Below are 13,794 nucleotides of genomic sequence, written 5' to 3'. Positions count from 1 at the left end.
TTTCACGGTTCGGGAAGCGTCCACGTGTCGAACCGGCGCGGCGGGTCGACGCGCTGGATCGGGGCGGTGGTCTCGGTGTCGGCCGCGGGCGGCGGGTTCCCGACAGGTGGGATCGGCACGGTGTCCTCGTCGACCTCGACGCGGCCGGCGGCCTCGTCCTCGCGCCGGGCGTCCTCGTAGGCGACGAGGGCTTCGGCGAGCAGCTCGGCGAGGCTCAGGTCGCTCTTGTGGCGACGCGAGGCGCGGGTGGCGCTGGGTGAGTCGGACGTGGGCGGGGTCGGCTCGACGATGGCGGGCAGGTCGATCGTCTTGCCGCCGACCACGACCGCCGTGACGAAGGGTTCCTTCGGCGGTTCGGTGGCGGGCTCCGGCGTCGGCGGCGTGTCGTCGTGCTCGACGTCGGCGGCGCTGAGGAACCCGGTCGAACCGAACCTTGCGGACGGTGACGAGTCGGCCGGCACCGGGTCTGGCACCGGCGGGGCTTGGTCGGGCTGCGGCATCGACAGGTCCGTCGAGGGCGCGTCGACGTCCGTGACGGGGAAAACCGGTCGCGGCTCGACGTCCGCTCGGGTCTCCTCCGCGCTCGTGGGCTGCTCGGGCACGTGGTCGGGCTCGGGTGCCGGCTCCGGCTGGGGCTGGGGCTGGGGCGCCATGCCGAAATCGGGCACGGGCGGCAACGGGTAGTCGGGCGGGTCGGGCACCCGGGCGGTGGGGATGAGCGGCCCCTTCACGAAGGCCGCGCCCAGACCGACGGGCGGCACGTCGTCCCGCACGGCGGGCTGCACCATCGTCGGCGAGTCGAACATGTCGACGGGCGGCGGAGGGCTCTCACCGCGCAGCCGGGCCGGCGGCTCCACCCGCCACTGCACCGGCATGGGCTCGACCCCACCGTCCCGCTCGGGCTCCACACCCTCCTGCTCAGCCTTCTCGGCCTCCCGCACGGCCCGGCCCGCCTCCTGCTCAGCCTCGTCGACCGCCTGCACCGCGTCCCGGTCGGTTTTCTCGTCTTCCTGGGGCCTCGACCGGGGAGCCTCCACGTCGGCATCGCGCGCCCGCCGCCGACCACCGGCCCGCTGCGGGTCGAGGAGCCCAGCGGCCTTCAACGCGTCCAGCACGTTGGCCTCGGAGTCACCGGAAGCACGCTCCCCTTCCTCCTCCGCCGCCTCCCGCGCCCGCCGACGCCCACTGCGCACCGCCCCAGCCGCCGCGATCAAACCCGCCGCCGGCACACTCCGCTCGCCGCCCTCACCGGGCACGACCGGAACCTCCGCCTCACCCGGAATCGACGCCGGGGCCTCACTCGAACTCGCATGGCTGCCGGCCGACCCACCGGGGAACCCGCTCAGCCCACCACCGGACGCCACCTCGGCCGAACCACCACCAGCCGACCTGGCGCTCCCGGCCGTGGTGTCTGCTTGGAGACTGCTCGGGAGGGTGCCCGGGTGTTCATCGGACGTCGTCTGGTCCGGCCACGAGGTGGCCGCGAAGTGGCTGGTCGGCGCGCTGCCGGTGCCGGTGTCGGTGTCGGTGTCGGACCTGAGGGTGCCCGGGCCGCTCACCGATGCGGCGGACGATTCCGAAGCGGTCGCGAAGTCCGAAGAACCGGTGACGAGCCCCGGAACCACCGGGTCGCCCGCCGCCGCAGTGGGCGGTTGCGAGCCGGTGGCGGCCCTGGGCACGGCCGGGTCGCTCATCGGCGCAGCAGCCGACGGGGAAGCAGTCGCGGAGTCGGTGGAACTTTCGGCAAGCCCAGGGGTACCCGAGTCATTCGCCGACGCAGCAGACGACCGGACGCCGGTCACGGACTCGACCGAACCCGCGGCAAGCCCCGGAGTGCCCAAGTCACTCACCACACCAGACGACGGGAAGTTGGTAGCCGAGTCAGCGGCAAAGCCAGGAGCGCCCGAGTCACTCGCCCCCGCAGGCGAGGGGAAGGCGGTAGCGGAGTCACCTGAACCAGCGGCAACCCCAGGAACGCCCGCATCACCCGCGCCCGCAGGCGAGGGGAAGGCACCAGCAGAGTCACCCGAACCAGCAGCAACCCCAGCAACGCCCGAGTCACTCGCCCCCGCAGACGAGGGGAAGGCGGTAGCGGAGTCACCTGAACCAGCGGCAACCCCAGCAACGCCCGAGCCGCTCGCCCCCGCAGACGAGGGGAACACACCAGCAGAGTCACCCGAACCAGCAGCAACCCCAGCAACACCCGAGCCGCTCGCCCCCGCAGGCGGAGCGAAGTCGGTAGCGGGGTCAGGCGAACTCGCGGCAAGGCCGGGGATACCCGGATCGCTCGCCGCCGCAGCGGGCGGTTGGGGGGTGGCGGCCGGGTTGGCGGGCCCGGGGGTGGCCGGGTCGTTCGCGGCTGTCGGTTGGGGGGTGGTGGTGGCAGGGTTGGTCGGGCGGGCTTGGCCGCTTCGGGCGTGTGCGGGTCGGCCCTGGGTGGGGCCGGTTCCCGGGTCCGGGGCTCGGCGGCGGCCCCCCGGTTCGGGGTCGCCTTCCGTTTCGCCGAACGGTTGGACCAAGCGCCAGCGGTCGGCGGCGTGGGCCCTCGCGGCGGAGATGCCTTCCACCGTCATGTCCTCCGCGGCGCGGCGGCGCTTGACGCGGACGCCCTCGGCGCGGTGCATCTGGACCGGTCGCCACTGGCGGAGTTGTTGCTTGACCTCCGGGGCCAGGTTCGGGTCGGTCGGGGGCGCGGCGGCCGGGGCCGGGGTCTCGGTGCGCAACAGGGCGGCCAGTTCGTCGTGCAGGCCGCCGGCCGGGCGGCGGTGGACGCCCGCGAACTCGGCGGCCAGCCTCGCCCGCACCGCGTAGACCGCGCGGGCCCGCCTGCGTTCGGCCGCGTGCGCGGAACGCAGGTTCGCCAAGGCCTCGGCCAGGTCACCGGCCACCTCGTGGACGTGCGCCAGCGCCAGCAGGCTCTCCGCCAGCAGGATGTCCAACTGGTGGCGCTCGGCGCTGTCGGCGGCGTCACGGAGCAGGTCGCGTGCCTGGTCGACGCGACCGGCGGGCAGGTGGACCCTCGTGGCCAGGGCCAACCGCAGCCAACCGGCGGTCGACGCGGACGGCGCGCGCACCGGGCGTTCCAGCAGCGGCGTGCCGACCTCGGACGCCTCGCCCGGCTTGTTCAGGTCCATCAGGGCGCAGACCAGCTCGACCGTGAGCCTGCCCCGGACCTGGCCGTTGTCGGACGCGGCGTCCTTGAGGCGGTCCAGCAGGGCCAAGCCGTCCCGGGCCGCGGCGACCGCCGCCCGCAGGTCGCCCCACCGGCGGTGCTGACCCGCCGCCGAGGCGCGGAGCAGACCCCGGTGCAGCAGGGTCGTGTCGTGGTCCAGCAGCGGATCCGCCTGGTAGAGGTGGTCCGCTTCGTCCAACGCCTGGGCCAGCGCCGCGCCACGCCCCACCGAGACCAGGCACTCGGCGGCCTGGACGAGGGCGGTCGCCCTCAACCCCGGCGGGACGTCGTCGGCTTCCAGGACCGGCCGGACGGCGGCGAAGCCCGTGAGGGGCGCGCCGACCGACCTGGCGCTGTCGGCCAACTCGACCCTCAGCCGCCAGGCCGTCTCCCGCTCCGACGCTGCCTCGGCCGCCTTGAGGGCGTCCAAGGCCCGGTCCGCGATCCGGACACCCCGGCCCATGCGGTTGCTCGCGAAGACCACCAGGGCCTCCGCGCGCAACCGGTCGACCTCGTCACGGCGGGTGGAGGCGAGCGCGACCGCGCGCTCACCCAGCACCAGAGCAAGCTCCGGTGCCCGCCAACGCAGCCGCCAGGCGGGCACGACCAGCGTGCTCACCTCGACGTCCGCCTGCGCCTCGCCCCTCGCCGCCACGGTGTGGGTACCCGGCTCTCAGTCCCGAGTGAGCTTGCGGTAGGTGACGCGGTGCGGCCTGGCCGCCTCCGCGCCGAGGCGCTCGACCTTGTTCTTCTCGTAGCCCTCGAAGTTGCCCTCGAACCAGTACCACTGCGACGGGTTCTCGTCCGTGCCCTCCCACGCCAGGATGTGCGTGGCGACGCGGTCGAGGAACCACCGGTCGTGCGAGATGACCACGGCGCAGCCGGGGAACTGCTCCAGCGCGTTCTCCAGCGAGCCGAGGGTCTCGACGTCCAGGTCGTTCGTCGGCTCGTCCAGCAGGATCAGGTTGCCACCCTGCTTGAGCGTCAGCGCCAGGTTGAGCCGGTTGCGCTCACCACCGGAGAGCACGCCCGCCGGCTTCTGCTGGTCGGGGCCCTTGAAGCCGAACGCGCTGACGTACGCCCGCGACGGCATCTCGACGTTGCCGACGTGGATGTAGTCCAGGCCGTCGGAGACGACCTCCCACACGTTCTTCTTCGGGTCGATGCCCGCGCGGTTCTGGTCGACGTAGGACAGCTTGACCGTCTCACCGATGCGGACCGCGCCCGAGTCCGGCTCCTCCAGCCCCACGATGGTCTTGAACAGCGTCGTCTTGCCCACGCCGTTCGGACCGATGACGCCGACGATGCCGTTGCGCGGCAGGCTGAACGACAGGTTGTCGATCAGCACCCGGTCGCCGAAGCCCTTCTTGAGGTTCTCCACCTCGACCACGACGTTGCCCAGACGCGGGCCCGGCGGGATCTGGATCTCCTCGAAGTCGAGCTTGCGGGTCTTCTCCGCCTCGGCGGCCATCTCCTCGTAACGGCCGAGGCGGGCCTTGGACTTGGCCTGGCGGGCCTTCGCGCCCGACCGGACCCACTCCAGCTCGTCCTTGAGCCGCTTCTGCAGCTTCTGGTCCTTCTTGCCCTGGACGGCCAGCCGCTCGGCCTTCTTCTCCAGGTAGGTCGAGTAGTTGCCCTCGTACGGGTGGGCCCGGCCGCGGTCGAGCTCCAGGATCCACTCGGCGAGGTTGTCGAGGAAGTACCGGTCGTGGGTGACGGCCAGGACGGCGCCCTGGTACTGCGCCAGGTGCTGCTCCAGCCACAGGACGCTCTCGGCGTCCAGGTGGTTGGTGGGCTCGTCGAGCAGCAGCAGGTCCGGCTTGCTCAGCAGCAGCTTGCACAGGGCGACCCGGCGGCGCTCACCACCGGACAACGTCTTGACGTCGGCGTCGGGCGGCGGGCAGCGGAGGGCGTCCATCGCCTGCTCGAGCTGGGAGTCGAGGTCCCACGCGTTCGCGTGGTCCAACTCCTCCTGGAGCTGGCCCATCTCCTCCATCAGCTCGTCGGAGTAGTCGACGGCCATCTTCTCGGCGATCTCGTTGAAGCGGTCGAGCTTCACCTTGATCTCGCCGAGCCCTTCCTGGACGTTGCCCAGGACGGTCTTCTCCTCGTTGAGCGGCGGCTCCTGCTGGAGGATGCCGACCGTGTAGCCGGGCGAGAGGAAGGCCTCGCCGTTGCCCGGGGTGTCCAGGCCAGCCATGATCTTCAGCACGCTCGACTTGCCGGCGCCGTTCGGACCGACGACGCCGATCTTCGCACCGGGGAGGAACATGATGGTGACGTCATCCAGGATGACTTTGTCCCCGTGCGCCTTGCGCACCTTCTTCATGGTGTAGACGTACTCGGCCATGCCCGCGATCGTAGAGCGGTGCCGATCGGGCCCGAACCTCGGACGCCGGCAACGGACGTGGGCACAACGCAGAGTTAACGCGAACGTGGGTCACCCACAGACGTAACACGACCGTCGACCCGGCCTGGTGCGACCCTGCGACCAGCGACTCCGACCGGATGCGCGAACTCGGTGCGCTGTCAACCCCCGGTGCCTGCGCGCGGACCCGGCCCTGGCGCCGGCCCGACGATCTCCCTCCTCCACGCTCGCAACGGCGACGACTGCCCGCGCATTCTCCGCCCCGATCGCGCCGGCGGGAGCCCTTGTAGCTCGATCGGCTCAGAACGGCACTTCGGCCACCTCCTTCGGTCGCTCCGCCTCACCCGGCAGGACCAACGGCAACTCCCCCGTGCGCGGCGCGACGATCTCGGGCGCGGCCCTGGCCTCGACCGCGTCGGAGCCGACCCTGGTGCGCACCGGCTGGGCGGTGCACAGGGCGAGGTTGGGCCCGATCGCGGTGGCCTCCAGCTCCACGACCGGCTGCCGCTTGCCCTCGAACTCCACCTCCCTGATCGTCAACCGGCCGGTGACCACCACCGGGTCACCCTTGGTCAACGACGCCTGCGCGTTGTCCGCGAGCATCCGCCAGCACGACACCGTCAGGAACATCCGCGCGCCGTCGGACCACGTGCGGTCCTCCTGGTCCCAGACCCGCTCCGCGCTGAACAGCCGGAACTTCGCCCGGCTGAAGCCGGTGCCGACCTTGGTGTGGGTGACCGAGCTGGCGACGCTGCCGCAGATGGTGACCCGCGTCTCGTTGAAAGCCATGTCCGCCTCCTTGGGGGTTGATCTCCTGGGACCAGGTTGCCGGTGGTCGGGGCCGGTGGACAGCGGTAGATCCGGATCTGTGGACAACTGCCTGAAGCATGCATAATCGCAATGAGTGAGGACTCACTCGTTGACATGAGTGAGGACTCACTCATAAGCTCGCACCATGCCCGAGGACACCACCCAACGCCGTCGACGCGCACCCGCGATGAGCCCCGAGGACCGCCGCGAGGCGATCGTCGCCGCCACCGTCCCGCTGCTGTTCACGCACGGCGCCAACGTGACGACCAGCCAGATCGCCAAGGCGGCCGGCATCGCGGAGGGCACCGTCTTCCGGGCGTTCAAGGACAAGCAGGAACTCATCCGCACGTGCGTGCGCAGCGTGCTGGCGGCCGACCTGGAGCTGCGGCTGATCGAGGAGGCGCGGCAGGCGCGCACCCTCGCCGAACGGCTCTCCTGGGGCATCAGCGCCGTCTCCGGCTACCTGGACCGGATGTGGAAGCTGATGAGCGTCCTGCGCGACTCCGGCTACGACCCGCACGACGGGCACGACAAGGAGCGCGAGCACAAGGGCCCACCGGTCGAGATGCAGCGCATCACCGAGCACGTCGCCTCGCTGTTCGGCCCGGACGACCACCTCCGGGTCGACCCGTCCCTGGCCGCGCGCCTGCTGCTCGGGCTCGTGTTCACCAACCGCATGCACGGCGAGGGCTTCGGCGACTCCACCGCCGACGCCGACCAGCTCGTGGAGCTGTTCCTGCACGGCGTGCTGACGCAGAACTGAGGGGGAACCAGTGCCAGACCTGATGATCGAGGCCACCGACGTCGGCAAGGCGTTCGGGGCGCAGAAAGCCCTGGACGGGGTGAGCATCGCCGTGCCCAAGGGCACCGTGCTCGGCCTGCTCGGCCACAACGGCGCGGGCAAGACCACGCTGGTCAACGTGCTCACCACGATGCTCCCGCCGGACTCCGGCCGCGCCGAGGTGGCCGGGTTCGACGTGGTCGCGCAGGCGCACGAGGTGCGCAGCCGGATCGGCCTGACCGGCCAGTTCGCCGCCGTGGACGAGCAACTGTCCGGCCTGGACAACCTCGTGCTGATCGCCCGGCTGCTCGGCGCGAGCCCGCGTGAGGCCAAGGCCAGGGGCTCGGAGCTGCTGGACCTGTTCGGCCTGGCGGAGGCGGCGAAACGCCCGTCGCGCACCTACTCCGGCGGCATGCGCCGACGCCTCGACCTGGCCGCGAGCCTCGTCGGGCACCCCGAGGTGATCTTCCTGGACGAGCCGACCACGGGCCTGGACCCGGCGAGCAGGCTCGGCCTCTGGGAGATCGTCGAGGGCCTGGTCACCGACGGCACCACGGTCCTGCTCACCACCCAGTACCTGGACGAGGCCGACCGCCTGGCCGACTCCATCACGGTCCTGTCGCAGGGCAAGGTCGTCGCCGCGGGCACCAGCGCCGAGCTGAAGGCCCAGGTCGGCCAGCGCACCGTCACCGTGACCCTGGCGGACGCCTCGGACGTCCCGAAGGCCACCGAGGCCCTGGAACGGGCCGGTCTGCAGCCCGTGACGGCGCAGAACACGCTCACCGCGCCCGTGACGTCGTCCCGCCAGCTCGCCACGGTCGTCCGCGCGTTGGACGAGGTCGGGCTGGAGGCCACCGAGCTGGCCCTCGGCGAGCCGACCCTGGACGACGTCTACCTCACCCTCGCGCAGCACGCGGCCTGAACAGGAGCCCTCGGATGACCACCCTCACCGCCGCGCCCCGCTGGCGCGGCACCGACTTCGGCACCCAGGTGCTGGTGCTGACCCAGCGGTCCCTGCGCACGCTGGTCAGCGACCCGCGCATGATCGTGTTCAGCATCCTCCAGCCGCTGATCATGCTGACCCTGTTCAGCCAGATCTTCGCGAGCATCGCCAACACGCCCGGCTTCCCGCAGGGCGTGGCCTACATCGACTTCCTGATGCCCGCGATCCTGGTCAACACCGCCATGCAGTCGGCGTTGCAGGCGGGCGTGGGTCTGGTCACGGACATGAAGAACGGCGTGCTGGCCCGGTTCCGCTCGCTGCCCATCCGGTCGGGTTCGGTCCTGGTCGCGCGCAGCCTGTCCGACCTGGTCCGCACCGCCTCGCAGCTGCTGCTGATGCTGGTGTTCGCGGTCGTCGTGTTCGGCTACTCCCCCGCGGGCGGCGTGGTGGGCACCCTCGCGGCGCTCGCGCTGGCGCTGGCCGTCGGCTGGGGCCTGGGCTGGATCTTCCTGGCCATCGCCGCGTGGCTGCGCAACGCCGAGCTGATGCAGACCGTCGGCTTCCTGGCCATGTTCCCGCTGATGTTCGCCTCCAGCGCGTACGTGCCGATCACCGGGCTGCCCGGCTGGTTGCAGGCCATCGCCAACGTCAACCCGTTGACGTTCGCCGTGGACGCTGCGCGTTCGCTGGCACTGGCCCAGCCCGTGACGGGTGTGGTCGGCGCGCTGGCCACGAGCTCGGTGCTGGCCGCGGCCGGGTGGTTCTTCGCGGTGAAGGGCTTCCGCCGGCCGCTCTAGTCCTTGCCCGACATCTTGCGCAGCATCGCGTTGTACGCGGCCAGCTCCGCGTCACCGTCCGCGTCCGCCCGCCGGTCCGCCCGGCGGGCGTCACGGCTGTCCGACCTGGCCCACTGCACCAGCAGCGCCACCATCACCACGATCAGCGGCAGCTCGCCCGCCGCCCACGCGATGCCGCCGCCGAGCCGCTGGTCCTCCAGCTGCGACGTCACCCACGGCAGGCCCAACGACCGGTAGAAGTTGTCGCCGATCACGGTCTGCGAGCTCATCAGCACGATGCCGAAGAACGCGTGGAACGGGATCGAGGCGAACAGCAGGCCCAGCCTGCCCAGCGGCGGCAGCCGGTTCGGCGCGGGGTCGATGCCGATCACGGGCCAGTAGAAGACGTAGCCGACCAGGATGAAGTGGGCGTTCATCGCCAGGTGCGCCCAGTGGTAGTCCAGCGCGGCGTCGAACAGGCCGGAGAAGTACAGGCCGTAGAACGAGCCCACGAACAGCGCCAACGCCACGAACGGGTTGGTCAGCACCTTCGCCACCGGCGAGTGCACGAACGCCAGCAGCCACTCGCGCGGCCCGGGCGGGTTGCCCTTGCCCGCTGGCGGCAGCGCGCGCATCGCCAACGTCACCGGACCGCCCAGCACCAGCAGGATCGGCGCGAGCATGGACAGCAGCATGTGCGCTTCCATGTGGATGCTGAACATCGCCGGCGCGTACCGGCCCACGCCCGACGACGTGGCGAACACCACGGTCAGGCAGCCCGCGACCCACGCGATCGTGCGCCCGACCGGCCACGCGTCACCGCGCTTGCGCAGCCGCCGCACGCCCAGCAGGTACAGCACGCCCAACGCGATGAAGATCGAGCCGAAGACCAGGTCGAACCGCCAGTCGAACAGCAGCCGCGACACCGTGGGCGCGCCGGCCAGGTCGTAGCCGATGCGCAGCTCGACCGTGCTGGGCAGCACACGACCTTCGACGGGTGGTGGCGTGCGGCTCAACGCGGCGGCGAGGCCCAGCGTGAGGAACATCAACAGCACCTCGACGCCCGCGAGCCGCACCAGCGAGCGCCCCGAGCCCGTGGCCACGACCTGCTTCACGCTCTTCTCGCGCTGGAAGTACCCCACGACACCCAGCACGACCAGCGCGAGCGTCTTGCCGAGCACCAGCAGGCCGTAGTCGCTGTCGAACAGCTCGCTGACCGGCAGCCGCACCCAGGCGTTGATCACGCCCGACGCCGCCATCACGATCCAGCACACCAGGGCCAGCCGGGAGAACCGCGCCGTCGCCAACGCCAGGTGGTCGCCGCCGCGCCGGCCGTGCGCCAGCAGGGCGATCAGCCCGCCGACCCACAACGCCGCCGCGATCAAGTGGAACAGCAGGCTGTTGGTGGCCACGTCGTGCGAGCCACCGCCGGACGAGTGCCCCGTGACGGCCACCGGGACCAGGGCGAACACCGACAGGAAGAACAGCGGCACGGTCCAGCCCCACGACAGCACCAGCCGGCAGCCCAGCGCCAGCAGCGCCACCAGCACCGCCGTGATCATCCACGCCTTCGACTGCTCCACCAGCCCGGCCACCTGCCGCAGCACCGCCGGCTCAAGCAGCGTCGTCACCGGCTGGCCCAGCGCGTCGGCCACGGTGAACGGCACCGACAGCACCGCACCCGCCGTCCACACCAACGCCGCCCAGCCCGCCGTGCGCAAGGCCGCGTAGCCGTCCGCCGCGAGCGTGCCGCTCTCCTGCGGCGGCACCAGGAACGCCGCCAGCAGCAGCGACCCGATCGTGACCACGGCGGCGGCCTCGGTCAGCACGCGCACCACGATCAGCCCGGACGCGTCGACGCCGATGAGGACGAGCAGCCCCGCCGCCACGAGCGCGGCTATCGCCGTGCCGACGATCAGCAAGGGGATGAGACCGGTCCGCGGGGTGCGAGCAGGCGCGTCAGTGGGCACGTGACGAGCGTAGGCCGCGCGGCCGCACCGCCACCAACCGCCGGACGTGCGCAGATCACACCCACTACCGTTGCCGGACGTGACCAGTTCTCGCTCGGCGCTCGTGACGGCCCTCGCGTTGCTCCTGTCGGCGGGGTGCAGCTACTCCGTCAACGGGGACGCGCTGCCCCAGGCCGGGGTCACACCGACGACTTCGGCCGAACCGGCGGCCGAACCCAAGATCGCCAAGCCGCGCACGGTCGTCGGCGTGGAGCCGTGCTCGCTGCTCACCGCCGCCGACCTGAAGTCGATCGGGCCGTTCAAGAAGGACCCCGCGCGCAAGGACGACGTGATCCAGGAGTCGTGCCAGTACGTGCTGGACGACGGCACGCAGGCCGGCCGGACCGTGGTCGCCGCGCTCTACCAGAAGTACGAGCAGGTGCGGACGCGGCAGGCCAAGGGCCACGAGGTGGTCGTGGACGGGCACTCGACGTGGGTGCTGTGCGAGATGAGCGGCGGCGAGATGGCGTGCACCGCGACCCTGGCGGTGAACGCCAACCGCAGCGTGCTGGTGGCGATGGCGCAGGCGGGTGGGGTGCCCGAGCAGATGCTCGCGGCGATGCAGCCCATGCTCAAGGCCGCGTTGAACCGGCTCCCGACCGCGTGAGCTCACGGGCGCGCGACCGGCGTGCCAGCAGCACGGCGGGCACCATGAGCGCGATCACGAACGCCACGAAGCCCAGCGAGATCGACAGGTTGCTGGCGTGCGCGATGCCGCCGACGACCGGCGGGCCGAGCAGGAAACCGGTGTAGGCGACCGTTGTCACCAGGCCGATCTCGCGCTCACCGCCCGTGCCGTCGGCGCGCTTGCCCGCGTCACCGGCCAGGTCCATGATCACCGGGAAGGCGAACGCCAGGCCGAGGCCCACCAGGGCGAACCCGACGTACCCGACGGCGGCGGACGGCACCAGCACCGCCAGCGCAAGCCCCGTCGCGGCGACGACCGCACCCGACGCGAGCAGCCGGTACGGGCCGACGCGGCGTTGCGCGGGCTCGCCGAGCAGGCGGGCGGTGGCCATCGCGATGGAGAACCCGGCGTACGCGGCCGCGCCGGCCGCCTCGCTGACACCCCGTTCGTTGACGAAGAACAGCGCCGACCAGTCCGACGCCGCGCCCTCGGCGATCGCGGAGCACAGCGTGATCGTGGCCAGCAGCCACAGCAACGGCCGCTTCAGCACCGGCCGGTCGTCCGCGACGGTGTCGGTCGTCTCACCGGTCGTGTCCGGGACAGCCCTGATCACCCAGGCGATGGCGACCGCGCCGATGACCGCGACGAAGATCAGGTGACGGGTCAGGCCCCAGCCGACCGCCGCCGCGGCGGCCGCGCCCAGCGAGCCCACCAGGCCGCCGACGCTGAAGCCCGCGTGGAACTGCGGCATCAGGGGCCGGTCCAGCGCTCGGGTGACGGCCACCGCGGCGACGTTCATGCCGACGTCCAACGACGCGCCGCACGAGCCGAGCACGAACAGGACCAGACCGAGTTGCAGCGGTGTGTCGGCGAGCGTGAGCCCCGGCACGGCCAGGACCGTGACGCCCGCGCCCACGAGGATCAGCTTCCGCGCGCCCACCCGCGCGCAGATCCGGGCGGCGAACGGCGCCGTGACGGCCAGGCCGACGCTCGCGCCGAACAGGGCCAGGCCGAGCGTGGCCTCGGTCGCGCCGACCTGCGCCGCCAACGCGGGCATGCGGGCGGCCCAGGACAGGAACAACGCCCCGTTGAACAGGAACACCGCGAAGACGGCGAGACGAGGGGTGGGCATGCTCCCGAGTGTGAACTAGAGCGCTTCAGAACGTCCAATCGATTACCTGGTTACGCTCATCACGTGGACCGCCCTCGCAAGCCGACGCTCGACACGGTGGCCAGCGCGGTCGGTGTGTCGCGCGCCACGGTGTCCAACGCCTACAACCGGCCGGACCAGCTGTCCGCCGCGTTGCGCGAGCGGATCCTGGAGACCGCGGCGTCCATGGGGTACGCGGGGCCGGACCCGGTGGCGCGCAGCCTCGCGACCCGGCACAGCGCGGCCGTCGGGTTCATGCTCGGGCAGGGGCTGTCGGCGTCGTTCGCCGACGCGGCGCTGTCGATCGTGCTGGACGGGCTGGCGTCGACCGTGGACCGGCACGACCACTGCCTGGTGCTGATGCCGGGGCGCGAACGGGGCGGGCCGCGTCCGGAGACCGTGACGCGGGCCCAGGCGGACGTCGTGGTGGCCTACTCGCTGCCGGACGACGCGCCGGCGTTGACCGCAGTGCGCGCCCGCGGGCTGCCGATGGTGGTGATCGACCAACCCGTGCTGCCCGACACCGCGCGGGTCGAGGTGGACGACTTCGGCGGGGCGCGGCTGGCGGCGGCGTCGCTGTGGGGCTCGGGTCACCGGCGGTTCGGCGTGGTGACGTTCGCGTTGCACCCCGACGGCCACAACGGCATCGTGACGCCCGTGCGGCTGGCTTCGACGTCGTTCCGCGTGACGCGGGACCGGCTGCACGGCTACCTCGACGTGACGGGGGCCGGCACCCCGGTGTGGGAGTGCGCGCGGAGCAGCCGCGAACTGGGCCGTGAGGGCGCCCGCGCACTGCTCTCGGCGACACCGCGGCCGACGGCGTTGCTGTGCGCTTCGGACGAGCTGGCGTTCGGCGCGCTCCAGGCGGTCCGCGACTTGGGGCTGCGGGTGCCCGCCGACGTGTCGGTGGTCGGGTTCGACGACGTGCCGGCTGCCGAACACGCAGACCCACCGTTGACTACGGTGCGTCAACCCCTGGCCGAGAAGGGGCGGCACGCGGGTGAACTGGCCCTGCGGCTGCTCGACGGCGGCAGACCGGGCGAGCCGACCAGACTGCCGGTCGTCCTCGTTTCGCGCGACTCGACGGCCCCACCGCAGTGATCCACCTCACTTTTCGGCCTTCTTGATCACCCTTCGGGTGCCCGGACGAAACGCGA

General features: G+C 72.0%; 10 protein-coding genes. 5 read left to right on the top strand and 5 right to left on the bottom strand.

Going from position 1 to position 13,794, the window contains the following annotated elements; translation table 11 throughout:
• Nucleotides 1-2: 2 nt before the first annotated feature.
• The 3 genes from LZG04_RS01655 to LZG04_RS01645 form a co-directional block, all read right to left on the bottom strand.
• Nucleotides 3-3,827, bottom strand: coding sequence for a hypothetical protein (locus tag LZG04_RS01655; protein WP_233812454.1), 3,825 nt, complete (start codon nt 3,825-3,827; stop codon nt 3-5).
• A gap of 18 nt (nt 3,828-3,845) precedes the next feature.
• Entirely contained in the window at nt 3,846-5,522 is a 1,677-nt protein-coding gene (gene ettA / locus LZG04_RS01650; protein ID WP_233812453.1) for an energy-dependent translational throttle protein EttA, read from the bottom strand.
• A 318-nt stretch (nt 5,523-5,840) separates the two neighbouring features.
• On the bottom strand, nt 5,841-6,329 hold the full coding sequence (locus LZG04_RS01645) for a single-stranded DNA-binding protein (protein WP_233812452.1): 489 nt from the start codon (nt 6,327-6,329) through the stop codon (nt 5,841-5,843).
• A gap of 166 nt (nt 6,330-6,495) precedes the next feature.
• On the opposite strand from LZG04_RS01645, the gene LZG04_RS01640 reads away from it, so the two are divergent.
• Genes LZG04_RS01640 through LZG04_RS01630 form a run of 3 tightly spaced genes read left to right on the top strand, consistent with a single transcriptional unit; the run spans nt 6,496 to nt 8,871 of the window.
• Nucleotides 6,496-7,113 carry a TetR/AcrR family transcriptional regulator gene (locus tag LZG04_RS01640; RefSeq protein WP_233812451.1) on the top strand — a complete coding sequence of 206 codons (618 nt, stop codon included), beginning with the start codon at nt 6,496-6,498 and terminating at the stop codon, nt 7,111-7,113.
• Between the two features lie 10 nt (nt 7,114-7,123).
• Nucleotides 7,124-8,053, top strand: coding sequence for an ATP-binding cassette domain-containing protein (locus LZG04_RS01635; RefSeq protein ID WP_233812450.1), 930 nt, complete (start codon nt 7,124-7,126; stop codon nt 8,051-8,053).
• A 14-nt stretch (nt 8,054-8,067) separates the two neighbouring features.
• Nucleotides 8,068-8,871 carry an ABC transporter permease gene (locus LZG04_RS01630; protein WP_233812449.1) on the top strand — a complete coding sequence of 268 codons (804 nt, stop codon included), beginning with the start codon at nt 8,068-8,070 and terminating at the stop codon, nt 8,869-8,871.
• Here LZG04_RS01630 and LZG04_RS01625 read toward each other — a convergent pair.
• On the bottom strand, nt 8,868-10,820 hold the full coding sequence (locus tag LZG04_RS01625) for a cytochrome c oxidase assembly protein (RefSeq protein ID WP_233812448.1): 1,953 nt from the start codon (nt 10,818-10,820) through the stop codon (nt 8,868-8,870). The two genes, LZG04_RS01630 and LZG04_RS01625, sit on opposite strands and share 4 nt — an antisense overlap.
• 79 nt (nt 10,821-10,899) lie before the next feature.
• Here LZG04_RS01625 and LZG04_RS01620 point away from each other — a divergent pair, with 79 nt between their 5' ends.
• A complete protein-coding gene (locus tag LZG04_RS01620) occupies nt 10,900-11,466 on the top strand; it encodes a DUF3558 family protein (RefSeq protein ID WP_233812447.1) in 567 nt (188 codons plus the stop codon).
• Here the strand turns inward: LZG04_RS01620 and LZG04_RS01615 are convergent.
• Nucleotides 11,432-12,619: an MFS transporter gene (locus tag LZG04_RS01615; protein WP_233812446.1), complete on the bottom strand. Its 1,188-nt coding sequence runs from the start codon at nt 12,617-12,619 to the stop codon at nt 11,432-11,434. The two genes, LZG04_RS01620 and LZG04_RS01615, sit on opposite strands and share 35 nt — an antisense overlap.
• Before the next feature lie 63 nt (nt 12,620-12,682).
• On the opposite strand from LZG04_RS01615, the gene LZG04_RS01610 reads away from it, so the two are divergent.
• Nucleotides 12,683-13,738 (top strand): LacI family DNA-binding transcriptional regulator, encoded by a 1,056-nt coding sequence (locus LZG04_RS01610; protein WP_233812445.1) that lies wholly within the window; start codon nt 12,683-12,685, stop codon nt 13,736-13,738.
• Nucleotides 13,739-13,794: the final 56 nt, after the last annotated feature.

Source organism: Saccharothrix sp. S26 (assembly GCF_021390395.1).
Classification (GTDB): domain Bacteria; phylum Actinomycetota; class Actinomycetes; order Mycobacteriales; family Pseudonocardiaceae; genus Actinosynnema.
This window is presented reverse-complemented; position numbering and strand designations above follow the sequence as displayed.

Bases quoted from the DNA above. Each gene is read 5' to 3' on its own strand.
- ettA (WP_233812453.1), bottom strand. From the start codon at position 5,522: ATGGCCGAGTACGTCTACACCATGAAGAAGGTGCGCAAGGCGCACGGG.
- LZG04_RS01645 (WP_233812452.1), bottom strand. From the start codon at position 6,329: ATGGCTTTCAACGAGACGCGGGTCACCATCTGCGGCAGCGTCGCCAGC.
- LZG04_RS01640 (WP_233812451.1), top strand. From the start codon at position 6,496: ATGCCCGAGGACACCACCCAACGCCGTCGACGCGCACCCGCGATGAGC.
- LZG04_RS01630 (WP_233812449.1), top strand. From the start codon at position 8,068: ATGACCACCCTCACCGCCGCGCCCCGCTGGCGCGGCACCGACTTCGGC.
- LZG04_RS01615 (WP_233812446.1), bottom strand. From the start codon at position 12,619: ATGCCCACCCCTCGTCTCGCCGTCTTCGCGGTGTTCCTGTTCAACGGG.